Source organism: Streptomyces sp. P1-3 (genome assembly GCF_050613155.1).
Classification (GTDB): Bacteria; Actinomycetota; Actinomycetes; order Streptomycetales; family Streptomycetaceae; genus Streptomyces.
In genome coordinates, this window is record NZ_CP192512.1 from 3,968,054 (window position 1) to 3,991,309 (window position 23,256).

A 23,256-nucleotide genomic window follows, 5' to 3' on the forward strand; every position below is an offset into this window, starting at 1 on the left:
TGCTGTTCGGCAGGGGGGGACTGTGGGCAAGGAAAAGGACTGGGACATCGATCCGCCCGGCGTGCGGAGTGTTCTGATCAAGACAGGCGGGGTCGTCCGTCAGATCGAGGGTGAAGGCAAGGCCCTCAGCAAGCTGGTGGAGAGTGCCGCGGCGTCAGCGGGCACCATCCTCGGCAATGATGTGGACCGGACCCCGAAGGGTAACGAACGCCCGGTGGCAGGTGACGCGTACGCCTGCGAGCTGGGTGTGGTCGCCGGAGCGTTGGCCGAGTACTTCGAGAAGCGGGGTAAGTGCCTGTCGTACATGGCTGCCCGTGCCTGCAAGTCGCTTGACGGCGCGACGGACGCGACGACCGCCTATATCAACGGGGACCTCCAGATGGCGGCGGACAGCCAGCGGGAGGCAAGGGGACTGCCTCAGGGCTTCGAGTTCCTCCCTGTGGACCAGCGAGGGGTGCCCAAGTCGTGGACGTGATCAAGGTTCAGGGTATTCCGCTGTTCACCGGGAATCTGGAGCAGCTGGAGAAGGACGCGCTGGCGTTCAAGACCATCGCGGGCAAGATCCGGAAGACCGGGTCCGACATCCACACCGGGTTCGGCGGATTGAAGTCGTTTTATTCCGCGCCGGAGGCGGAGAAGCTCTTCGCGAGCACGGCACCGGTACGGGACACCGCGGATGACTTCGCGGGTGAGCTGGAGTGGATCTGGAGCGCCCTCGACAGCTACGCGATCGAAATCCGTCCGATCGTCGAGAAGCTGAAGTCGCTCCAGACGCAGGCGTCGTTGTTCATGGCGAGTGTGGAGGGCGACGACTACTGGGATAAGGACCAGGACAAGGTCGACGAGCACAACAAGATCTTCGACGCTGTGACAGCCGCGGCGAAGGCATTCCGCGCGGCCGAGGAGCGGGCGGCCGACAGCATCGCCATGTTGCACGGCGGCATGACGCTCAAGGAGAAGGCGAAGGCGTACGAGGCGCGCGAGGGGAAGTCCGACAAGCCTGAAGAGTTGCCGTGGGGAAAGCCAGCAAAGAAGAGGCTTTCACACGTCGAAAGAGTCAATCGTCACGTCTACAACGCAGTAGAAGGCTTCTTCGTTGATGGCGTGTGGGGCACCATCGACGGTCTGCTCACGCTTGCCGGGTTCCACGGCACCGACGAGATGCAGGCTGCGTGGAAGGGCTTGGCCATGATCGCCACCGGTGCGTCCATCTGGTTGACGCCATCCTGGCGGGACAAGCCGGAGAGCGAACTCCCTCCGTTTCTGCGCGAGAGCAAGCAGATCGCCAAAGAGACCGCGAAGAGCGTGGTCGCCTATGACATGTGGAAGGAAAATCCCGGCCGGGCGACTGGTGTGGTGGTCTTCAACGGGCTTACCGCCATCGCTGCCCCGACCAAAGCGGGCCAGGCAGCCAACGCCGCCAGTAAGGGCGCCAAGGCGATCAACGCGATACGTCAGGGCGGGCACCTGGTCGACCCGATGACGTATATATTCAAGGGAGCCAGTAAGGGGCTGGGCAAGATACCCATGCCCAAGCTCTCCACCATCCTCAGCTCGCTGGACAACCTGATCAAGGTAGATGGCCCCAACCCCGCCAGCCTCCAGCACGCCTTGGACAACGCCGTCGAAATGCCGGACAAGACTGTCCGAGTCCCGATCAATGACCACGAGTTCGCTTACATCCGCAAGTCGGACGGCGCACTCCTCGACGAGAACGGCCAGCTCCTCCGGAAGGGCGTGATACCCAAGACGGAGCCATCTGCCGCCGAGCGGCTCCAAGGCGAGGACGTTTCCCTTGCAAGGGACCACGAGCTAGCGGGCGTAGGCGGGCGCGGTAACGACCTAAACGCCACGAACCGAGCGGACGACAACGTTACCCCGCCGGGCAGCCGTGGCACGCCAGATTCCGCATCTGATGACAACCTCTCGCATCACGGGCATGATCCTGATGATGGACAGAGTGTTGATCGCAGCGAGGCATCAGCTGACCACGGTTGGGGCGATTCGGGAACACGAGATGGGGCGGCGGCCCAGTATGTGGACGCTGAACTCATCGATGACCTATTTCCTGACGAAGTCGCTCGTGGGTCGGACGCCCCTCTTCCGCCACCGGATGAGATAAAGCAGGCCCTTATTGGTCGTGGGCTGAGTCCTTCATCTCGCAGCTATACGCCAGAGGATGGCCATGCTTATGCGACGCGGGTCTTCGCGGGGGGACGCCCCGACGGGGAGACCGTATTTGCTGGTCATGGTTATTTGCGGAGAGGTTCCGGCGAGACCGTAGTTCCCGAGGGAACGACGATATCGTTCTATGTGCCGGATGGGGACCGAATACCGGGCCTTAACGGCCTTGCGGTGGAGAGTGGCGTCTACCCGGAGGGTGGCTATGTGGTCAAGTACGAGGCTGGTGAGCGAATTCCCGATTACACTCTCGCCGCACCCGAGGGTACATTTGGCATGTCGTTCAGCATCATGGAAGGCTCGGTGACCGTGGCCGAACGGACCCTCCTGTCGAAATTGCTCAAGCCGAATATGGGCAGCGTTCACTGGGCTGCTTGCCGAGAGCATTCGTAGTAGCATAAGTGCCGGTGCTGATCTAGAGATTGGATTCTTTCGGTGGAAGAATATGCCCACAGTGAAGGGCCGTGGGTTCTCACAGAGGTGTCCCTGGTTGTCGAAAGTCCGAATCTAGATCCCGATGTCGTAACGGAGAGATTGGCGATTGAGCCGACCAGTAAGCGAATGCCCGGTCCGAGTAAGTGGCGATCACCTGAGGACGTGAATGGGCTCTGGCTGCTGGAGTGCGATGAACGCACGTCGAGGAAGCTCGACGAGCAGGTTGAGCGGATCTTGTCGGCGATCACCGCTAAGGGTGCGGAGCTCCGAGCCCTGCAAGCAGATGGGTGCGAGGTTTATCTGGATGTCTTCGGTTTCGTAGGGAATGGTGCGACATTCCAGCTTCCGGCTGAGGTGGTGGCGCGTATGGCGGAGATTGGAATCCCTCTCAGGGTGGCGGCGAGCACCAGTGAGCGCTAAGGAGCGACAGTGAAGGTCGAAAACATGCCAAATGGGGCATATGTGAGTGTAATGCTGCTCATTACGAAGAGTGATCTGGCGCCAGAATGGGTGAGTCGTGAGCTCTCCCTTGAGCCGGTTGCTTCCCGCGTGCCGGGTGCGTTGTCATCCTTCCGCGGCGGGGCAGGTTGTTGGATGTATGGCGTCGGTAGGGTTTCTATCGCTAGCGTCTCGGAACAGCTTATTGGTCTCGCCTCCCAGTTGCTGAGTCGCCGGGAAGCGCTTGCAGAGTTGCGCGAGAAGGGTTACTCCGTTCAATTTGATATTTCTTACAGCCTTGAAAAGCGTGCGACGCTTCAGCTGAGCCCTGAGGCTCTTTTGAGTGTCCGAGATCTCGGTGTTCCTTTGTCGTTTACGGTTCGATACCCCGCTTCGAAGGATGACTCCGACTTCTTTTCGGAACTAGGGCTTTGACTTAGGAGATGCGGTCGACGTCCGCCGGGACTCCACGATCGTCATGGGCCTTCCATCATGGGTCGATGAGAATTGCTGGTCGCCTGAGCGATATCTACGGGAAGTCGAATGTGCAGTTCGTCATCCGTGTTGAGGATGGGACCCTAGTGATCTCACCCGGTGGAAGGTTCGCACCCGGAGGCCCTCGGAAGCGTGCGGTGAGAAGCCCGCAAGGTGGCTACCGACCTGACAGAGTTGAAGATCCTGGCCAGTCAGGCATGACCGTTCGCCGGTGTGGCCAACTGCGACTCGGCCCCCGGAGCACAGTGTGTTTGATGTACCAGCGGCACTCTTTCGATACTGAGAACTCGGCGAGGATCCTGATGACAAGCCCGAGCGGCGATCACCCTTTCGCGCTGCCGCCCAACCCCTCTCACTCCCCTCAGACTCCTGCGTACCCAGGTGGATATCCTCATCAGCCTGGCCCTCACGGCCAGCCGATGGGAGCTCCCGGCTACGGCTATGCGGCGGCCCCGGTGCAGCCGACCTGTCGGATCTGCGGCGCGCACCCTGCCGTGGATGTGAAGTTCCGGCAGCATCAGGGGTTGCTCATCGCGACGCGGTCCATGAGCCTGGAGGGGCCGTTCTGTCGCAACTGCGGGACCGCGACGTTTCGGGAGATGACTGCCAAATCCCTGGGGCAGGGCTGGTGGAGTCCGCACTCCATGGTGTTCTTCAACCCGTTCACGATCGTCTGTAACCTCGTCGCCAACGCGAAAATCAAGAAGCTGCCGGTGCCTGTGCCGGGGCAGCCAGGGGCGCAGCTTGATCCTGGGAAGCCGATCAGACGGCGTGCTGTCGCCTACGTGCCCTTGCTCCCACTGGTGTTCTGGGCAGTGATGCTGGCCGCGATCTTCCTTTCGTAGCCGAGTTGGGTGGGGATGATGGCGGCGCAGGATTACGACAGTCAGCTGCTGGAGTCGGTGTCGGTGCGGCGTCGGCGGCTTCGGGATGCGCTGTTGCACGGGGCTCAGCGCAGTCGGCGGACCACCGATGAGAATCTCGGCAAGGCGTTCGCCGGTGTCGCTCTCGCCGCCGTGTTGTGTGCGGGGTGTGTCGGATGGTCTTTCGTTTCGGGGAAGTTGGGGGAGCGGGGGAACTCGGGGCCGGGGGCTGGCGTGCGGACTGTGCCTGCCAGCGTGAGTGAAACGTCGCGATGATAGGTTCGATTAAGTGCTGAGTGTGGGGGCGGCGTCACAGCGGGTGGAGCTGAGCCGGGTCACGTTGGTCGGGGACCGGCGGCGAGTCGACCTCGTGTTGCCCGCCGATGAGCCGATCGGGCGTCTCCTTCCTGACATTCTGCGGCTGCTCGACGACCGCACGGCCGCGCAGCCGATGCTTCGGCACCTTGTCGCCGCCGATGGGACCCTGCTGTCGGAGGATGCCTCCCTCGCTTCCGCCGGGGTTCGCGACGGTGCTGTGCTGCGGCTGGTGCGGGAAGAGGACACGCCTGCCGCCCCCGTCATCCACGACGTCAGCGACGAAGTCGCCGAGGATCTGGATCTGCGGGCCTGGCGTTGGGGAGCGGGTGCGCGGGAGTGGACTGCGGCCGTGGGCAGTGTCGGGCTCGCGGTGGCTGCCGGGGTTCTGGCCCGGGTGAGTCTTGGGGCCTCCGACGTTGCCCTTCCTCTGGTCGCGGTTGCTGTCGCGTTGTCCGTGATCGGTGTTCCCTTCGCCCGGCTGCGGAAGCATGAGCATCGTCCGCTCGGTACGACCCTCATGGTCTGCGGGGGCGCGCTCGGGGTGCTGGGGGCCTGGACCGCCGCCGACGCACAGGGGTGGGACGGACCGGGTCGGCTCGCCGGTGTGGCGGGTTCCCTTGTCGTCACGCTCGTGCTGCTCGGGGTCTTCTCTGCGCTGGGGCGCGGGGGACTTGTTGGAGCGGGCGCCGTCGTTTCCACCGTGGGGGTGTGGGAACTCGCCGCCGTCTTGCAGGACGACGCCGGCCTCGTCGGTGCCGTGCTCGCCGTCGCCTCCGTGGTCGCGCTCGGGGTGCTGCCACGGCTCGCGTTGACAGGGGCCGGGCTGACCGCGCTGGACGATCGGCGCTCCGGCGGTACGTCCGTGAGCCGGCACGCGGTGGGGACCGCACTGGCGGCGACGCATCGCGGGCTGGTGTTGGCCACCATCGTCACCGCCGTCTCCGCCGTCGGCGCCGGGCTGCTCGCCGTCACCGAACCGTCGCCATGGACCGTGCTGCTGACCGCGGTACTCGCCGTGGTGCTGCTCTCGCGGTCCCGGGCCTACCCGCTCGTCGCCGAGGTCGCGGTGCTGCTCGCGGGGGCCGCCGTGCTGTTCGTGCGGCTGGTCATGCTGTGGATCGACCGCGGTGACGGGGAGCCGTACGGGCCGTTGGCCGTGCTCGCGCTGGCCGCCGTGCTGCCGCTCTGCGTGCTGGCCGTGCGGCCGCCGGAGCATGTACGGGTCCGGCTTCGCCGTGTCGTGGACCTCGTCGAGGCGGTCGGCGTCGTCGCGTTGTTCCCGCTCGTCGTCGGGGCGTTCGGCGTGTACGGCCGTCTGCTCGATGTGTTCTGAGCCCGTTGTGATCCGAAATGAAGGGGACGGCCATGGCTGGCGGTGACTGGCAGGGTGACCTGCTTCGCCAGCTGCGGGGCGACGGTGTCGAGTCTGTCCCCGGTCCGGTTCCTGCGTCTGAGTCTGCCCCTGGTCCGGTTGCCGCGTCTGAGTCTGCGGCCGTTCCTGTTCCTTCTTCCGATCCCGTGCCGGGGCCCGTTCCCGCGCCTGATCACGCCGTTACGCCCCTTCCCGCGCCTGCGCCTGCCCCCGCGGCCGCCTCCGGGCCCACCTCCGTCTCCGCGCCCGCCTCCGCCCCCGTGCCCCCCGCCTCCCCGCGCCCGCTCCCCTCCCCCATGCCCGTCCCGGCCGTCGATCCCACCCTGGTGCCGGCCCATCGCCGTTCCCGGACCGGCGATTCCCTCGTCCGCCGTACGCGCCGGTCGCTTCGCCAGCTCCTCCTCTCCTCCGCCTCCCGCGACGTAGCAGAGGCCACCCGTATCGCCCAGGTGTTGCAGCAGCCGGTCACCACCGGTCGGCAGATCGCGGTCACCAGCATCCGCGGCGGAGCGGGGAAGACCACCGTCGCCGCGCTGCTCAACCTGACGTACGCGCACTATCGGCAGGACCCCGTGCTCGTACTCGAAGCCGATCCCGCCCTCGGTACGCTCCCGATCCGGCTCGCCGCGCCGGCCGTCCGCTGGACGTGCTCGGACCTGGCCGAGGTCATCTCGCCGTCGATGCAGTTCGCGGAGGTCACCGGGTATCTGGTCCAGGTGGAGGACGGCGGCTGGCTGCTGCCCGGCAGCCAGGGCCAGGTCGGTACCCGGCTGGAACTGCCCTCGTACCGCGCGGTGATGATGGCCCTGCGCCGGTTCTTCGGGATCACCGTGGTGGACTGCGAGACGTTGCCGAACTCCCTGGCCCGTACGGCGCTGGCGGCCGCTCACGCGCGGGTGCTGGTGGCGCCCGCGACCATGGAGGGCGTGGCCAGCACGCGCGCGGTGCTGGAGTGGATGGCCGACGTGCCCCGACCGCGGCTGCTGCCCGGCACCGTGGTCGCCCTGACGATGTCCTCTCCTGACATGACCATCGACGCGGCCGCCGCCTCCGCCTACCTGAGCGCGGTCGGGGTCCGGGTCGTGACGATCCCCTACGACCGGCATCTGGCGGCGGGCGGTCCGATCCGGACCGCCGCGCTCGGGCACGAGACCCGCATGGCCGCCGGGCACCTCGGCGCCGAACTCCTCAACCTCGCCCTGAGGAAGCCACGATGAGGAAGCCGCGATGACCACTCGCCTGATCCACCGGCCCGCGCGCACCACCCGCCCGCTGCTCCCCCCGGAGCCGCGCGCCATCGAGCCGCCCCCGAACCTCCCCGAGGGCAGGGCCGGGGGAGCGGCCATGGCCCTGATGCCGATCGCCGGGGTGATGAGTTCGGTCGTCATGATGACCGTGATGCGCAGCGGCCAGTTCGCGGCCATCGGCGCGATCGTCCTCGTGGTCACCGTCGTCGGATCCGTCGCGCTGCTGCTCTCGCAGCGGGGCAAGGCCCAGCGCACGCGCCGTCGGCAGCGCGAGCGGTATCTGGAGTACGTGGAGGAGCTGCGCGAGGAGCTCGGGGCGCAGGAGCGCGAGCGCAGGGAGGCTGCGCGGGTCCTGGATCCGCCGCCGCAGGCGCTGTACGACGTCGTGTCCGACCCGGCCAGGCTGTGGGAGCGGCGCCGGGCCGACGCCGACTTCCTGCGGGTGCGGATCGGCACCGGCGAGATGCCGGTCCGCGCGCTGAGCGTGGCTCAGCAGGGCAGCAGTGTCCTCACGCCGCCCGACCGGTTCATGTTGAACGAGGCGCGTGCGCTGATCGGCAGGTTCGGGACGGCCGCGGATCTGCCGCTGACGGTGCCGCTGGACCGGGTCGGCAACGTCAGCGTCGTCGGCGAACGGGAGGCCGTGCTGCGGGTGGTGCGGGCGATCCTCGTCCAGACTGCCGTGTTCCACGCGCCCGACGACGTCGCCATCGCGCTCGCCGCGCCCGGCCTCGGCCCGTCCGGTCTCGCCGCGCCCGGCCTCGGCCCGTCCGGTCTCGCCGCGCCCGGCGACGCCCCATCCGGCGACACCCCGACGCACTGGGAGTGGGTGAAGTGGCTGCCGCACCTCCTCGACGCCGAGGAGCGGGACGGGCCGGTGGCCGCCCGCCGTATCGCCCCCGACCTGCCGCAACTCGCCCGGCTGCTGGGCCGGAACCTGCGGCAGCGCGCCGGTTACGCGGCGGAGATCCGGCGCGGCCTGTCCGGCAGGGACGCGCTGGTGATGGCGGGCCGACTGCTCGTCGTCGACGACTGCTACGGCCAGGCCGCCCGCGAACTGGCCCGCCCCGACGAGGCGGTCCCGCTGCCCGACATGGGGGTGACCGTGCTGCACCTGGTGGCCGAGCGGGTGGCCGAGCCCGGCCAGGTGTCGGTCCGTATCACCGTCGAGGGCGACGAGGTCACGGTTGAGGACCTACGAGGTACGGAGCCGGTGACCGCCCACGGCACAGTCGACCAGATCGCCGTCGCCGGCGCCGAGGGTCTGGCCCGGATGCTCGCCCCGCTGCGGCTCTCCGCCGAGTCCCTCGTCGACGCGCCGCTGTCCGGCCCGGTGGACTTCGCCGAACTACTGGGCATCGAGGACCCGGGCGCGATCGACCTCGACCGGATGTGGCAGCCGCGCGGTGAACGCGCCTTCCTGCGCGTGCCGATCGGCATCAGCGATGGCCACGAACCGGTGCTGCTGGACCTCAAGGAGTCCGCCGAGCTGGGCATGGGACCGCACGGCCTGTGCGTGGGCGCGACCGGATCGGGCAAGAGCGAGCTGCTGCGCACCCTGGTGCTCGCGCTGGTCGCCACGCACCCGCCGGAGGATATGGCCCTGGTCCTGGTCGACTACAAGGGCGGCGCGACCTTCGCCCCCTTCGAGGGGCTGCCGCATGTGGCCGGGGTGATCACCAACCTGGAGAACCAGGCCGGGCTGATCGAGCGCGTGCACGCCAGCCTCGCCGGTGAGGTCAAGCGCCGCCAGCAGGTGCTCAAGGACGCGGGCCACGTCGCCGACATCGCAGGTTACGCGGCGCTGCGCGAGACCCGCCCCGACCTGCCGCCCCTCCCGCACCTGTTCGTCGTTATCGACGAGTTCGGCGAACTCCTCACCGCCAAGCCCGACTTCATCGACCTGTTCCTGTCCATCGGGCGGATCGGCCGGAGCATAGGCGTCCATCTGCTGCTGTCCAGTCAGCGCATCGAGGGCGGCAGGCTCAAGGGCCTGGACACCTACCTCTCCTACCGGCTGGGCCTGCGCACGTTCTCCGCCGACGAGAGCCGCACCGTGCTGGACACCGCCGACGCCTTCCATCTGCCGCCGCTGCCGGGCTTCGGCTACCTCAAGGTCGACACCAGCGCCTACGAGCGGTTCAAGGCCAGCTTCGTCTCCGGGCCGTACCGGGGACCCGCGCGCCGGGCGGCCGATGACAAGGGCCCGGCGGCACTCCCGTACCCCGCGTACAACACCCTCGGCTCCGCCGAAGCGGGCGAGGACGACGGCGAGCCGGTCAAGCGGCATCGCAACCCCGGCCCCACCGTCCTGTCCGTCATGGTCGACCGGCTCCGGGACGCCGCCGCGCCGGTGCGCCGGATCTGGCTGCCTCCGCTGCCCGAGGCCCTCACCCTGGACCGGGTCGGTGGCGCCGTCGACATCGACGAGCGCGGCATGGGCTTCTCGCGCCGCACCGGCGTCCTGCGGGTGCCGCTGGGGTTGCTGGACGACCCGGCCCGCCAGTGGCAGGGCCCGTGGATCCTCGACCTCACCGTCGCCGGCGGGCACGCGGCCGTCATCGGCGGCCCCCAGTCCGGCAAGACCACCCTGCTGCGCACGCTCGCCCTGTCCCTGGCGATGACGCACACACCGCGCGACGTCGGGATCTACGGACTCGACCTGGTCGGCGGCGGACTCCAGGCCCTCGCCCCCCTCCCGCACGTCGGCGGGATCGCGGGCCGCGCCGACCGCGAACGCGCCGCGCGCACCGTGGAGGAGGTCCACGGCATGCTCGCCGCCCGTGAGGAGATCTTCCGCGAGCACGGCATCGACTCCGTCGAACGGCTCCGGGAGCTGCGGGCCGCGGGGAAGGTGCCGGAACTGCCGTCCACCGAGATCGTGCTGCTCATCGACGGATTCGGCGCGCTGCGCGACGACTTCGAGGCGCTGGATGACGCGGTGGGCGACCTCCTCAAGCGCGGCGGCGGGTACGGCATCCACGTCGTGGCCGGCATGCTGCGCTGGAACGACGTGCGCATCGCCCACCAGTCGACCTTCGGCACCCAGATGGAGCTGCGGCTCAACGACCCCGGCGACAGCAGCATCGACCGGAAGCTCGCCCAGACCCTCACCCCCGACGACACCGGCCGCGCCCTGACCGACGGAAAGCTCTTCGCCCAGGTCGCCCTGCCCCGCATCGACGGTCTGCCCGAGACGGCCGAACTCGGGTCGGCCGTCGAACAGGCCGCCAGGACGATCCGGGCGGCCTGGCCGGGCGACCTCGCCCAGCAGGTCCGCGTCCTGCCCGCCCGCGTGCCCGCAGCCTCCCTGCCCTCGATCGCGGCCGAGCCCAGGTGCGTACCCATCGGCCTCGACCAGAGCGCGCTGGCCCCGGTGCCGCTCGACCTGTTCGAGCACGACCAGCACCTGCTCGTTCTCGGCGACAGCGAATGCGGCAAGACCAACCTGCTGCGCCTGATCGCCCAGGGGCTCACCGAGCGGTACTCCGCCGACGAACTCGTCTTCGGCGTCATGGACCCGCGGCGCGGCCTGCGGGACGTCGTGCCCGAGCCCTACCGGGGCGGCTACGCCCACAACGCCAAGCTCGCCGGGGCGCTGGCCACCGGCATCGCCGCCGAGCTGGACAAACGTATGCCGGACGAGGCGACCGACCCCCTCCTGCTGGAGCCGGGCAGCTGGGGCTCGGGGCCGCGCATCGTGATCCTCGTCGACGACTACGACGTCCTGACCACCGCCGGTCAGCAGCCGCTGGCGCCGTTCCTCCCCTACGTGCCGTCCGCCCCCGACATCGGGCTGCACTTCGTGATCGCCCGCCGGGTCGCCGGATCCTCCCGCGCGCTGTACGAGCCGTTCCTGACGACCCTGCGCGAGAGCGGCACCTCCGCGCTCGTCATGACGGGCGACCGCTCGGAGGGACAGCTCTTCCCCCGGGTGTACGCCTCGGCCCAGCCGCCCGGGCGGGGCACCCTGATCCGCCGCGGCCACCCCAACCGACTGATCCAGACCGCGACAGCGGAGAAGGCCGAGTGACGTCACCATGACGAAGGACGTGATCGTCCTCACCGAGCGCATGCCGGACACCTGGGCCCTCCTGGCCGGGCTGCTCGCCGGAGGACCGGACCTGCACGTGCAGAGCGCGGGCGACGACGCCGTCATCCAACTCTGCGACGACCACGGCCGACCGCTGGTGTCGATCGAGACCCCGTTCCTGGTACGGGTACCGGGCGAGGCCGCCCGCCTGCTCGGCCCCGACGCGCCCGCCCAGGACGGCCCCGTGTGGTGGACCGAGGCCCGCGCGTCCACCGCCGTCAAGGAAGCCGAACAGCTCGCCGGAGTCTTCGCCGGCCGCCTCGCCCACCTCCTGGGGGGCATCGTCTGGCCACCGGACGCGGTCCCGGCGGAGGGCATCGGCGCCCCCGTCCCCACCGATGGCGTCACCGCGGCACCCACCCCTGCCGCCGCGCAGCCCGCCGTGGACGTCCTGACCGACCGCGTCGCGGTCGCCATCCAGGACCGGCCCGTCATCGCCATGACCGCCTGGCTCTCCGACGCCCTGGCCGCAGCCCTCACCAGCGACCGCGGACTCCAGATCGTCACCCCCGCGCACGCCCGGCTCTCCCTGCCCACCAGGTCACTGCTCAAGGGGCAGCCGTCCCGCTGGGTGATCCAGGACGGCGCGGGCGGCTACTACGACGGGCTGTCGGGCGCCGTGCTCCACTGGCGCGACGGCGCCTTCTCTCCCCTCGAAGCGCCAGAAGACCAGAGCGCGCCGGTGGCCGAGCGCTTCAAGAAGTTCGAGACCACAGGTGAGCGCCAGCTCCTGCTCTCCCTCCACACCCGCCATCCGGCCGACGACCAGCTCGTACTCGGCGGCGCGCTGGAGGCGGCGTTGCGGACCCTGACCGGCGCACCGCCCGCGGGCTGGGGCACGGCCGAACCCGCGTCCCTCCCGTGGTCCCGCCGCCAGCTCACCGACGTCGCCCACGGCCGCTCACCCGACCCCACCTGGACGGTCGTCGTCGGCGACCCCCGGTCCCGGCCCGCCATCGCCACCCTGACCGTCTCGCGCACCACGGGCGGTGTGGAGGAGCACATGACCCTGGCCGTCGGCTACGCCCCGGACGAGCCCCCGCCCCTGGAGGCCCTCTCCGCCCTCGCCGACCAGCTCGTACGCGAACACCGCCTTGTCTCGATGCTCGCCCAGGTGCGCTCCGGCCGCCGGGACCTGACGGCGCCCGCGTCCTTCGAACCGCCGCCGGTCCCCGTGGGCTTCGCCCTGGGCCCCGAGGACGTCCACGACATCGGCCCCACCCACGCCCGCCGCCCACCGCTGTCCACCCAGCCGATCGAACTGGGCCCCGCGGCCCGCCCCGGCTTCTACTACCCGCTCGGTGACGGCACGTCAGGCACGGCCTGGACCGCCTTCGAACAACTGGTGCGGCATCTGCGGACGCCCTGATGGGTGCCGGGCCGTGCCGCGTCTCCGGGCACGCGGTCCGGCGGTACGGTCAGATCGCGACGATGGTCACCGCGCTGTCCAACCCCTTGAAGTCATCGGCGTTGCGCGTGAACAGGGGCAGGCCGCGGACGGACGCGATCGCGGCGATCATCAGGTCGAGCTTGCGGGGGCGGGGGTCGCGGCGTGCCGCGAGGACGAGGGAGACCAGGGTTCCGTAGCGGGCTGCCGCGTCGTCGTCGAACGGCAGGGGGTCGAAGTCGGCGCGGGCTGCCCCCAGCTTCTCCATGCGCGCGGCCCTGGACGCCGGATCTTTGGCCATGGCGACGCCCTGGTGCAGCTCGGCCAGGGTGATGGCGGTGAGCTCGGGCACGGCGGGCAGATCCGCGGGGCCGAGCAGGTCCAGGTCTATGTAAGCGCAGGTGTCGAGGATGCCGGACGGGTGGCGGTCAGCCACGGGTGCGCTCCCATGGGTCGTCGTCGCCGATGCGTTCCTCGGTGCCGAAGAACGTGTCGGCCTCCTTGCGCATCAGTGCGGAGTCCACGCGCGGGAGCCTGCGATGCCGCGCCACCAGCTCCTCGGCGCTCAGACGGCGCCGTCGGCGTATCGGGCGCAGCTCGGCGACCTCCGCGCCGTTGCGGGTGATGTGGTAGGTCTCACCCGCTTCGACCGCGTCCATGACCGCCGCCGAGTTGTTGCGGAACTCGCGCTGGGTAATGGTCTTCATAAAACGAGTGTAGCGCCGTGTGTCCCGTTGAGCTACACCGTCGGCGGTCACCGCTCCTCCGGCAACAGGAACGCCCGCCGCTCCTCGCCGCTCAGGTCGCGGAAGGCACGGGATCGGGCCCGGCGCAGGAGGGCGTCGGTGTCCGGGTCGGCCAGGGTCCAGATGCGTACGGTGCGGTCGCGGGAGGCTGTGGTCAGGCGGGTGCCGTCCGGGTGCCAGGACACGCCGTTCGCCCAATCGGTGTGGATGCCGAGTACGGCGATCTGGGTCGCGGTTTCCGGGTCCCAGAGGCGGACCGTGCGGTCGCGGGAGACGGACGCGACGCGGGTGCCGTCGGGGGACCAGGCGACGTCTTGGACCCAGTCCTCGTGGCCGGTCATGACGGTGGGGTCGGTGCCGCCGAAGGGGTCCCAGACGCGGATCGTACGGTCCCGGGAGCCGGTGGCGAGACGACGGCCGTCGGGGGACCAGTCGATCTTCCAGACGTGGTCGTGGTGGCCGAGGAGTGTGGTGGCCGTCGCGCCGTCGGCGGCGTCCCAGATGATGATCCGCCGGTCGGTGGCCGAGGTGGCGACGTAGCGGCCGTCGGGCGACCAGGCCGTGCCGCTGAGCCAGTCGTCATGGCCGCGCACGGCCGTTCCGCGCGCCAGGACGTGCAGCTCGGCACCGGTGGCGGCGTCCCAGATGCGGGCCGTGTTGTCGCGCGAGGCGGTGGCGATCCGGGTGCCGTCCGGGGACCAGGAGACGTCGGACAGCTGGTCGGTGTGACCGGTCAGTGTCACGCCCTCGCCGATGCCGTCGGCCCGCCACACCACCGCCCTGCCGTCCCGCAGCGCGGCGACCACGCGCGTGCCGTCGGGGGACCACGCCGTGTCGGAGACCTCGCCGCCGCGCAGCAGGGCGGTCGGGCGGCCGGTGTCCGCATCCCAGATCCGAACGGTGCCGTCCTGGGAGGCGCTGGCAATGCGCGTGCCGTCGGGTGACCAGGCGGCCCGCCACACCGAGTCCTCGTGGCCGACGAGGACGTTCGGCCGCTCGCTGACGTCCCAGACCGCCAGGACGCGGTCGCGGGCGGCCGTCGCCACCCGCTCTCCGTCGGGCGACCAGGCGATGCCGTAGACGGTGTCGGTGTGTCCGGTGAGCCGGATCTCGCCCGCTGTGCCGTGGAGGCTCCAGACGTGGGCCGTGCGGGCCGCGTCGGCCCCGGCGAGGCGCCGGCCGTCCGGCGACCAGGCCAGGGAGTTGATGACGTCCGTGGTCTCCAGCCTCCGCTCCCCGGTCCAGGTACCGGTGTCCCAGATCAGGACCGTCCGGTCGCCGGATGCCGAGGCGATCCGGTGTCCGTCCGGCGACCACCGGACGGACTCGACGTTGCTCCGGTGGCCGGTGAGCTCCCTGACGGCCGCTCCCGTGCCCGCGTCCCAGACCCGCACCGTGCCGTCCTCCCCGGCGCCGGCCACGAGAGTCCCGTCGGGCGACCACGTCACGCTCCACACCATGCCCTCGTGGCCGCGCCCCGCGGCGACTTCGGCATACGTACCGGCGTCCCAGATCCGCAGGGCGCGGTCGCCGCCCACCGACGCGAGACGGGTCCCGTCAGGGGACCAGGCGACACCGCCGACACCGCCCGTGCGGCCGCCGGTCGCCTCCGCATGGTGCAGGACCGCCGACTCGGCCCAGGTCACGGTGGACCAGATCCGCACAGTGGAGTCCCTTGACGCCGCGGCGAGCCTGGTCCCATCCGGGGACCACGCCACGCCGTTCATCCGGGCGCCGCCTCCCCTGAGCACGACGGGTTCGTCATCGTGCCCCGGGTGCCACACCCGTACGGTCCCGTCGTCGCTCGACGCGGCCAACCGCCTTCCGTCCGGCGACCACGCCGCCCCGGTCACCGGCCCCTCGAAGCCCCGCAGCACCGTGCGCAGCCGGGAGGCGCTCAGCGCCGCCTGCAGCGCCTGCACGGCCGTCGGAGTCGCCCCGCACTCCTCCACCGCCGCGAGCGCGGCATGCACCGCCAACTCCGGTTCCCGCTCGGCCCGTTCGAACACCCGGAGTGCCACCGCGTCCGCCGTACGCGTCATCGTCGCCCGGTCTGCCCGCGCCGAGCGGTCCACGAACTCCGCGACCAGCGGCGCCGCGCCGAGCGTCCGCGCCGACTCGGCCATCCACTGGCGGGCGACGGTCAGCCGTTCCCCGGCGAGCAGATACGCGTCCAGCCGGCCCGCGTGCTCCCAGTCCTGCGCCCAGCGCTCCAGTTCGGTACGGCGGCGCAGCTCCTCGACGCGGGCGACGACCGCCTGCCGCAGCGGCGCCCACTGCCGGAACAGCGCCTCATGGGTCACGTCCAGGACGCCGTCGTCGCTGGTCAGCAGACGTCCGGCGACGAAGGCGTCGACGACCTCCCGCTCCTGCGAGGTGAGGTCGGCCCGGCGGACCCGGCGGCGGGTCGGCTCGGCGCGGTCGACGGTGACGAAATGCAGCAGGGCCGGGATCACCGGCGCGCCCGCGAGCTCGGCGGCGATGCGGTCCGCCCGGTCCGACAGGGCCCCGGCGACGCCGCCGAGCGCGCGGTACGTCTCCTCGGTCACCGTCCCGCCGGACCCTCCGGCACGCAGGTACAGCTCTTGCAGTGTGTACGCGAGGAGCGGCAGGGCATCGCCGCCCCCGCACTCGTCGACCATGCGGGCCACGACGCCTGGCGCGAAGGCCATGCCGGCGTGTTCGGCGGGCTTCTCGATGACCTGGTGCAGCTCTTCGCGGCCCAGCGCGCCGACCAGCGTGGGCTCGCGCACCAGCTCCGCGAAGCCGGACTCCAGGAACTCGGTGAGGAAGTCCGAGCGCAGGGTCGCCACGACCCACAGCCGCGGGTCCGCGCGCAGGCTGTCCCTCACGGCCGCCAGGAACGCGCCCCGCTCCTCGGGACCGGACAGCGTGAACAGCTCCTCCAGCTGGTCGACCACCAGCAACGCGGGCCGTGTGTCGGGCAGGTGCGCGAGGCGCCGCTCCAGTGCCCGGACCGGGTCCACGCCCGGCGCCAACGGCTCCGCCACCGCCCACCGCCCCCGCCGCCGCGCCAGCGCCGGCAGCAGCCCGGCCCGTACGAGCGACGACTTACCGCTGCCCGACGGGCCGACCACGGCCACGAACCGCTGGGCCCGGCCCGGTGCGGCGGGGTGCAGCCGGGCGACGAGCGCGTCGGTCTCCCGGTCCCGGCCGAAGAAGACGGCCGCGTCGTCCTCCGTGAAGGACTCCAGTCCGGGGTACGGCGGCTGGGCCGAGTCCCACACCCGGCGCACCGGCACCGGCCGGTCGAGGTAGTGCAGCCAGACCTGCCCGCCGATGAGCAGCAGCAGGGCGACGCCGACCATGGGAACGGACCACTCGCGCAGCAGCCGCAGGGGCAGCGGCACGTGGTCCGCCTCGCTCGTCGCGTAGTTCGTCGCGATGCCCAGCAACGCTCCGACCATCATGAGCAGGACATCGAGTATGAGTTTGAGCGGGCGTCGGTCCACGGATCGACAATGTAGCCGCCGGTGCCGGGCGTTCGCCGGGACGGGCCGCGGCCCTCTGGCGTACCGCGCGCGGTGATCGCCGGATGTCCGCTGCCGCCCCGGCTACGACTCGAAGGAGGGTTACGACTCGAAGCAGGGCTACGACTCGAAGTAGGCGTCCAGGACCGCGTCGAGCTCTGCCGTCCACTGCTTGAGCAGGCTCCTGGCCGACGCCTCGATGTCGGTCTTGTACCAGCGGCGGTCGGTCGTGTAGACGGTGACGGCGAACCGGCGCCCGAACCGGGAGGTGTCGAACTCGACCGCGCCGATCTCGTCCCAGCCGAACTCGGCCTTCTCGCTGTCGAGCCGGAACCTGATGCCGGTGCGGTCGGCGGTGACGGAACCGCGGTGGTCGGAGATCTCGAAGACGGGCCCGTCGGCGCCCTCTCCTTCGTCTCCTTCCTTTCCTTCCTTCTCCTCCCCTCCTTCCTCCTCGGGCGTGTTCCCGGCGTCCTCGTCGAGGGCGGCGTCCTCAGAGGCGGCGACTTCGGAGGTGTCCTCCGTGACGGCGTCCTCGGGCGCGCTCTCCGGTGCCTGTCCCGGGAGTTCCTGTTCGGGGGCCTCCTGTTCCGGGGCGGCCTTCTCCGCCTCGGCGGGGCTCGGGGAAGTCCCGGCGCGGCCTGGGGGCGTGATGCCGGGGACATACGCCGGATCGGTCCCGGCGGCGTGTACGGGCGGGATGGTCGGACCTATGTGCTGCTCCACGGCGGGAAGTATGGCTGATGAACCTGTGCCGGAGACAGTCCGCACCGGCGTGTCATCGCACAGGCTGGCCGCGACCAGGCGGTGCCGGAGGCGCGGGAGGGCGGGCGCAGGCGTCAGCGGAGGGCGGTGGGCAGGCGTCAGCGGACGGCGGGAGGAGGGCGTCAGCGGAGGGCGGCGTTCGCCGCGCGGCGGTCCTCGACGGACCGTTCGACGTCCTCCCGCACCAGGTCGGCGTTGATCGCGATCGCGGCCGCCGAGCCCAGGCCGGCCGCGGTGACCACCTGGGCCCGGGGGTCCGCGACGTTGCCGACCGCCCACACCCCGGGCACGCTCGTACGGCCCGCGGGGTCGGTGGCCACCCAGCCGGTGTCGTCCTTCGCGCAGCCCAGGCCGGTCAGCAGGTCGTCGTGGGGTACGAAGCGAGGGGACACGAACACCGCGGTCCGCCGCACCACGCCGCCGCCGGCCAGCTCCACCCCGCGCAGCCGGTCGCCGTCCACCACCAGTCGTTCGACCGCGCCGTCGACGACGCGCACCCCGTGGGCGGACAACTGCTCGCGGTCGTCGTCCGCCAGGTCGACGGTGTGCGGGAAGAACACCACGTCGGGCGACCACTGCCGCAGCAGCAGCGCCTGGTGCACCGAGCCGGGCCCGGTGCCCAGCACCCCGATCGGCTCGTCGCGGACCTCGTAGCCATGGCAGTACGGGCAGTGCAGCAGGTCCTTGCCCCACCGCTCGCGCACCCCGGGCAGGCCGGGCAGCTCGTCGCGCAGCCCGGTGGCCACCAGCACGCGGCGGGCCCTGAGCGCCGGGCCCCCGGCCAGGCGCACGAGGAAGCCGTGCGCGATGTGCTCCACCCGGCCCTCGACCAGCCGTACGCCGTACCCGGCCACCTCGGCCCGGCCCACCGCCAGCAGGTCCGCCGGGGGCATCCCGTCCCGGGACAGGAAGCCCCGCATGTGGGCGGCCGGGGCGTTGCGCGGGGCGCCGGTGTCCACGACCGCCACCCGGCGACGGGCCCGGCCGAGCACCAGCGCGGCGCTCAGCCCGGCGGCCCCGCCGCCGACCACCACCGCGTCGTACACGCCGGACTCCACCGCGTCGTCGACCCCGTCGTACCGCGGGTCGTTCCTCGCCTCACTCATGGCGATCACCTCCGCTCACAGACTGCGATCGCCACCGGGACAGCGGCAATTTGTGTTGCCGTTTCCGGGACGCGCGCGGTGCAATGGGAAGCGTGGAGCACACCACCGCCATCGCCCGGGCCCTGACCGAGGTCGGCCCCCGCCTCAAACACCTGCGTACCCAGCGCGGCGTCACCCTGGCGGCACTGTCCGAGGCCACCGGCATCTCCAAGAGCACCCTGTCCCGCCTGGAGTCCGGTCAGCGGCGCCCCAGCCTGGAGCTGCTGCTCCCGCTGGCCCAGGCCCACCAGGTGCCCCTGGACGAACTGGTCGGCGCGCCCGAGGTCGGCGACCCCCGCGTGCGCCTCACCCCGAAGAACGTGAACGGCAGCACGGTGCTCCCGCTGACCCGCCAGCCCGGCCCTCTTCAGACCTTCAAAATGATCATCCCGGCCACCCGGAGCACGCCGGACCCCTGCACCCACGAGGGCTACGAGTGGCTCTACGTCCTCTCGGGGCGGCTGCGTCTGCTGCTGGCCGAGCACGACCTGGTCCTGGGGGCGGGCGAGGCAGCCGAGTTCGACACCCGGCTGCCCCACTGGTTCGGCAGCACCGGCGAAGGCCCCGTCGAACTCCTCAGCCTCTTCGGCCGTCAGGGCGAACGCATGCACGTACGCGCCAAACCCCGCACCGGCGGCAAGCGCGACGGCTGACCGCGCCGGGGACCGGTCGGCCGACCGCCCCCCCGGACCGGTCAGCCGACCGCGGTGACGGGTTCCTGGAGCTCGGTCACCCACTGGCCGCGGTCCTCGGGGCAGGCGAGGGTGAGCTCGCGGGCGTATCCCGTCGAGCGGTAGCCGTTGGCGTCGATCCAACGGGCCAGCGTCTGCGCGGTGGGCAGCACCTTGTCCATGGAGCCGCGGTGGACGATGGTGGCGGCGCGGTCGACGCCCGGCAGTTCGACGATCCGCACGCTCCCGGCTCCGGCTCCGGCTCCGACGCTGCCGTCGCCGTCGACGGCCTGTACGTCCGCCGCGACCGGCAGTCCCGCGTGCACGATGATCGCCCCACCCTCCGGAGCGTCCTCGTAGCGGGCGACGCCGGGGCCGGTGGGCACCACTCCGGCGGCGTCCAGACGGCGGCACAGTTCGTCGAAGAGGGGGCCGATGACCGGCCCGATGTCCTGCGGGTCGTAACTCTCGGCGGTGCCGGTCAGCTCGGCCAGCCGCATGGCCGGGAGGCTCTTGATGACGATGTCGTCGGCGGGCATGGTTCCCTCGCTCTCGATGCTTCGGAGCCTCGCCTCGACCTGGGCCAGCCGCGCCGCCGCGTCGGCCATGGCCGTCTCCAGTTCCGCGTGCCGCAGCCGCAGCATGCCGCGCAGCTCCTCCGCGCTCACGCGGTCGTCGAGGATCGACGCGACCTGTTGCAGGCTGAAGCCGAGGTCCTTGAGCGCGATGACGCGATTGAGCCGTGCGAGCTGCGCGGCCTCGTAGTAGCGGTAGCCGCTGGCCTGGTCGACGTGGGCGGGGCGCAGCAGTCCGATGGCGTCGTAGTGGCGCAGCATGCGGACCGACACCCGCCCGTGCTTGGCGAAGTCTCCGATGGTGAACATGACGCCTCCCAGTTGAGCGCCTCACACGGTGAGAGGGTCAACCCAGAGGGTCAACCGCACGCGAGCGGCGTCCGGCACCGCGCCGCGAACTCCGTGCCGCTGCCGCGCCGCGAACGCCGTCCGGCTACCTCGCCACGAACTGCGTCAGGATCGCCTGCACCTCGTAGATGTCGACGCCCTTGGTGAAGGTCTTCTCGATCGGGGTGGTGTTGCTGGAGATCCAGATCTTGAGCTCCGCGTCGAGGTCGAAGGTGCCGGCGGTCTCGACCGAGAAGTGGGTGATGCTCTTGTACGGGATGGAGTGGTACTCCACCTTCCTGCCCGTGATCCCCTGCTTGTCGATGAGGATGAGCCGGCGGTCGGTCAGGAGGATGGTGTCGCGTATCAACTGGTACGCGCCGTACACCCGCTCGTCGTTCCCCAGCAGCCGCGCGTAGTCCCGCTGCGCCGCCATCGGATCGACGGTGTGCGCGTTCCCGAACAGTGCCATGACAGCCCCCACGTGTCGACGTTGCACGATCTCCGCACTGTAACCCGGTCGCGGCGGCACTCGCGGTCAGGCGACTTCGATGCCGTGCTCCTGGACCAGGGCCTCCAGCCCGCCGGTGTACCCCTTGCCGCCGATGACGAAGTCCCAGTCGCCGCCGGCGCGTCGGCGGAACGAGCCGAGGACCAGGGCGGTTTCTCCGGAACGGCCGTCGGAGACGGGCAGCCGGTCGAGTTCGGCACCTGCCGGGTCCAGGAGCCGGATTCCCGCGTCGGTGAATCCGGAGAGGTCCGCGTCGGGATTGGCGACGGGGTCGATCGCCGCGACGAGGACGAGCCGGTCGGCGCCATGGGGCAGCGCGTCGAACGCGACGCGCAGCGCCGCCTTGTCCGAGCCGGAAGGGGCCACCGCCTGGACCGCTCCCTCGGGGGACCGCGGGTTGTTGAAGAAGACGAAATGGTCGTCGCTTAAGACGCGTTGCCCGTGGCACACGAGCGCGCACACGTCCAAGGCCACGTTGCCCGACCACGACATCCCCAACACGTTGTAGTCGGAGTCGGAGCCAGGAGAGGAGTCGGAGCCAGGAGCTGACCCGGGACGGCTTGGGGCGGCGGCGGGTGCCGTGTCCGTGTCGCGCGGCTGCCTGCGCTGGGACGGCGCCCCGGTCCGGCCGTCGCCGTCGCCGTCACCGCCGCCCAGCCGGCCGCGCAGTCCGTGGCGGTGCAGGAGATCGACCAGTTCGGTGCCGGACACCAGCTCCAGCGGCTTGCCGTTGGCGAAGGTGTGCGACCCGGGGCCGAAACGGGAGGTGGTGACCAGGACACCCTTGTTGGCGCCCGCGTCCTGCACGGTTCCGTACAGGTCGCGGACCGCCGTGGGCGGCACCGTGTTGCGGTAGCGCTTGACCTGGACGACGATCTTGCCGCCCCGGATGGGCGTGGGGTCCAGCGCGTCGACGTCGACGCCGCCGTCGTTCGACCGCTCCGTCGTGACCGCCTGCATTCCCATGGCGCGGAAGAGCTCCGCGACCAGCGACTCGAAGGCGATCGGATCCATCTCGTACAGATCCGGCTCGTCGTCCCCGCCGTGGGACACGACGCCCTCGCCGACGTCGTCGGGACGCCGGCCCGGGCGGATCGCCGTGCGCTGGTCGGGGCGCGTGGACAGCTGGCCACGGAGCCCGTCGACCAGGCAGTCCACCGCGTTCACCTGCTCCAGATGCAGCCGGCCGAAGGCGGAACGCGTCACCAGGACCGTGGCCAGGACAATCTGCGTCCGACGCCCGGTCACCGGGTCGTGGTCGTCCACGAAGCCGTTCAGCGCGACCGATTCCAGGGCCCCGAACTCATCGGCCGCGAAGAGGTCGCGCAGGGCCAGCAGCACGCACTGCGCGACGACGTCCCGGTACAGCGCCCGGCGCTGCGCGACCGGACGCGCCGTTTCCTTGAGCTGGTCGGCGGTGGGCATGTACCGCACCGACTTCGTCTCCGGGACGATGTCGTACCTCGGCAGCTCCCAGTCGATCACCAGCTGGCGTGCGGCCGCGTCGTACGCGGCGGTCAGCTGCCGTGGCAGGTCCTCGGGCCATCCGGCGGAGGAGTACAGGGCCGCGGAGAAGTACTCCACGGCCGCGTCCGGGTTCCCGTCGCGGAGTGCCGCCGCCATGTCGGAGACACCCGCGTTGTGGCGGCGGATCTCCGCCAGCCGCGCCTGCGCCCAGTCGTCGTACTGCCGCTGGTACGCGGCCAGTTGCCGCTGTCGCTGGGCCTCCGCGGCCTGCGCCGCGTGCCAGTCGCGTTCGTACCGCGCCCGCGCCTCCTCCTGCGCCCGCCGTGCCCCGAGGCCCCAACCGCCGGTTGTCTGGTACTGGTTGGGGTCGGGCATGGGAACGGGATGGGCCAGCGGGCCGGGGGCGAACGGCTCGATCTGCTCGGAGCGGGTCAGCGCCGACGCGCTGAACGCGGGGGCGCGGCAGCCGGTGGCGAGCAGGCTCCGCAACGCGTCGACCCGCGCCTCCAGCTCCTCGGTCCGCCGCCTCGCGTCGGCCTCCCGGTGCTGCCGGTACGCCGCCTGCTGCTCGCGCTGGGTCCGCGCCCGCTCTCGCTCCTCGGCCCGCTGCCGCCGCTCCAGATCGCGCTGCTGCTGCACGTGGGCCCGGTGCTGTGCCTCCCGTTGCCGCTGCTGCTGGCGCTGGGCCTCGGCCCAGATACCGATCAACCCGTTGGAGCGACGACTCAT

General features: G+C 70.8%; 19 protein-coding genes. 11 read left to right on the forward strand and 8 right to left on the reverse strand.

The genetic code is table 11. The annotated features are described in order from the left end of the window. Window positions 1-22: 22 nt before the first annotated feature. From ACQUSR_RS17005 to ACQUSR_RS17050, 10 genes are all read left to right on the forward strand, one after another. Window positions 23-475 carry a DUF6507 family protein gene (locus ACQUSR_RS17005; protein ID WP_431043421.1) on the forward strand — a complete coding sequence of 151 codons (453 nt, stop codon included), beginning with the start codon at window positions 23-25 and terminating at the stop codon, window positions 473-475. Next, window positions 466-2,574 carry a putative adhesin gene (locus tag ACQUSR_RS17010; protein ID WP_431043422.1) on the forward strand — a complete coding sequence of 703 codons (2,109 nt, stop codon included), beginning with the start codon at window positions 466-468 and terminating at the stop codon, window positions 2,572-2,574. The genes ACQUSR_RS17005 and ACQUSR_RS17010 overlap by 10 nt, the downstream gene beginning before the upstream one ends. An 87-nt stretch (window positions 2,575-2,661) precedes the next feature. After that, window positions 2,662-3,036: a DUF4279 domain-containing protein gene (locus ACQUSR_RS17015; RefSeq protein ID WP_431047639.1), complete on the forward strand. Its 375-nt coding sequence runs from the start codon at window positions 2,662-2,664 to the stop codon at window positions 3,034-3,036. 9 nt (window positions 3,037-3,045) lie between these two features. Then, window positions 3,046-3,489 carry a DUF4279 domain-containing protein gene (locus tag ACQUSR_RS17020; RefSeq protein ID WP_431043423.1) on the forward strand — a complete coding sequence of 148 codons (444 nt, stop codon included), beginning with the start codon at window positions 3,046-3,048 and terminating at the stop codon, window positions 3,487-3,489. Window positions 3,490-3,968: 479 nt separating this feature from the next. After that, window positions 3,969-4,394 carry a hypothetical protein gene (locus tag ACQUSR_RS17025; protein WP_431043424.1) on the forward strand — a complete coding sequence of 142 codons (426 nt, stop codon included), beginning with the start codon at window positions 3,969-3,971 and terminating at the stop codon, window positions 4,392-4,394. A gap of 18 nt (window positions 4,395-4,412) precedes the next feature. Beyond that, a complete protein-coding gene (locus tag ACQUSR_RS17030) occupies window positions 4,413-4,688 on the forward strand; it encodes a hypothetical protein (protein WP_431047641.1) in 276 nt (91 codons plus the stop codon). A 16-nt stretch (window positions 4,689-4,704) separates the two neighbouring features. Further along, window positions 4,705-6,063, forward strand: coding sequence for a type VII secretion integral membrane protein EccD (gene eccD / locus ACQUSR_RS17035; RefSeq protein ID WP_431047643.1), 1,359 nt, complete (start codon window positions 4,705-4,707; stop codon window positions 6,061-6,063). 335 nt (window positions 6,064-6,398) lie between these two features. Continuing rightward, window positions 6,399-7,319 (forward strand): type VII secretion protein, encoded by a 921-nt coding sequence (locus ACQUSR_RS17040; RefSeq protein ID WP_431043425.1) that lies wholly within the window; start codon window positions 6,399-6,401, stop codon window positions 7,317-7,319. 10 nt (window positions 7,320-7,329) lie between these two features. Continuing rightward, a complete protein-coding gene (gene eccCa, locus ACQUSR_RS17045) occupies window positions 7,330-11,382 on the forward strand; it encodes a type VII secretion protein EccCa (RefSeq protein ID WP_431043426.1) in 4,053 nt (1,350 codons plus the stop codon). Window positions 11,383-11,389: 7 nt separating this feature from the next. After that, entirely contained in the window at window positions 11,390-12,811 is a 1,422-nt protein-coding gene (locus tag ACQUSR_RS17050) for a DUF6177 family protein (protein WP_431043427.1), read from the forward strand. 49 nt (window positions 12,812-12,860) lie between these two features. On the opposite strand, the gene ACQUSR_RS17055 is transcribed toward ACQUSR_RS17050, so the two are convergent. From ACQUSR_RS17055 to ACQUSR_RS17075, 5 genes are all read right to left on the reverse strand, one after another. Then, window positions 12,861-13,265 carry a PIN domain-containing protein gene (locus ACQUSR_RS17055; protein WP_431043428.1) on the reverse strand — a complete coding sequence of 135 codons (405 nt, stop codon included), beginning with the start codon at window positions 13,263-13,265 and terminating at the stop codon, window positions 12,861-12,863. Then, window positions 13,258-13,536, reverse strand: a complete 279-nt coding sequence (locus tag ACQUSR_RS17060) for a type II toxin-antitoxin system Phd/YefM family antitoxin (RefSeq protein ID WP_431043429.1) — start codon at window positions 13,534-13,536, stop codon at window positions 13,258-13,260. Before ACQUSR_RS17060 ends, ACQUSR_RS17055 begins: the two co-directional genes overlap by 8 nt. Window positions 13,537-13,583: 47 nt before the next feature. Continuing rightward, the gene (locus tag ACQUSR_RS17065) at window positions 13,584-17,048 is read right to left on the reverse strand and encodes an AAA family ATPase (RefSeq protein WP_431043430.1); all 3,465 of its coding nucleotides are present in this window, start codon (window positions 17,046-17,048) and stop codon (window positions 13,584-13,586) included. A gap of 138 nt (window positions 17,049-17,186) precedes the next feature. Next, a complete protein-coding gene (locus ACQUSR_RS17070; protein WP_431043431.1) occupies window positions 17,187-17,792 on the reverse strand; it encodes a hypothetical protein in 606 nt (201 codons plus the stop codon). A 161-nt stretch (window positions 17,793-17,953) separates the two neighbouring features. Beyond that, window positions 17,954-18,937 (reverse strand): NAD(P)/FAD-dependent oxidoreductase, encoded by a 984-nt coding sequence (locus tag ACQUSR_RS17075; protein WP_431043432.1) that lies wholly within the window; start codon window positions 18,935-18,937, stop codon window positions 17,954-17,956. A gap of 83 nt (window positions 18,938-19,020) precedes the next feature. On the opposite strand from ACQUSR_RS17075, the gene ACQUSR_RS17080 reads away from it, so the two are divergent. Beyond that, a complete protein-coding gene (locus ACQUSR_RS17080) occupies window positions 19,021-19,629 on the forward strand; it encodes a helix-turn-helix domain-containing protein (RefSeq protein WP_431043433.1) in 609 nt (202 codons plus the stop codon). A gap of 41 nt (window positions 19,630-19,670) precedes the next feature. On the opposite strand, the gene ACQUSR_RS17085 is transcribed toward ACQUSR_RS17080, so the two are convergent. From ACQUSR_RS17085 to ACQUSR_RS17095, 3 genes are all read right to left on the reverse strand, one after another. Continuing rightward, a complete protein-coding gene (locus ACQUSR_RS17085; protein ID WP_431043434.1) occupies window positions 19,671-20,531 on the reverse strand; it encodes a MerR family transcriptional regulator in 861 nt (286 codons plus the stop codon). Window positions 20,532-20,655: 124 nt separating this feature from the next. Next, the gene (locus ACQUSR_RS17090) at window positions 20,656-21,021 is read right to left on the reverse strand and encodes a PH domain-containing protein (RefSeq protein WP_431043435.1); all 366 of its coding nucleotides are present in this window, start codon (window positions 21,019-21,021) and stop codon (window positions 20,656-20,658) included. A gap of 66 nt (window positions 21,022-21,087) precedes the next feature. Next, on the reverse strand, window positions 21,088-23,256 hold the full coding sequence (locus ACQUSR_RS17095; protein WP_431043436.1) for a restriction endonuclease: 2,169 nt from the start codon (window positions 23,254-23,256) through the stop codon (window positions 21,088-21,090).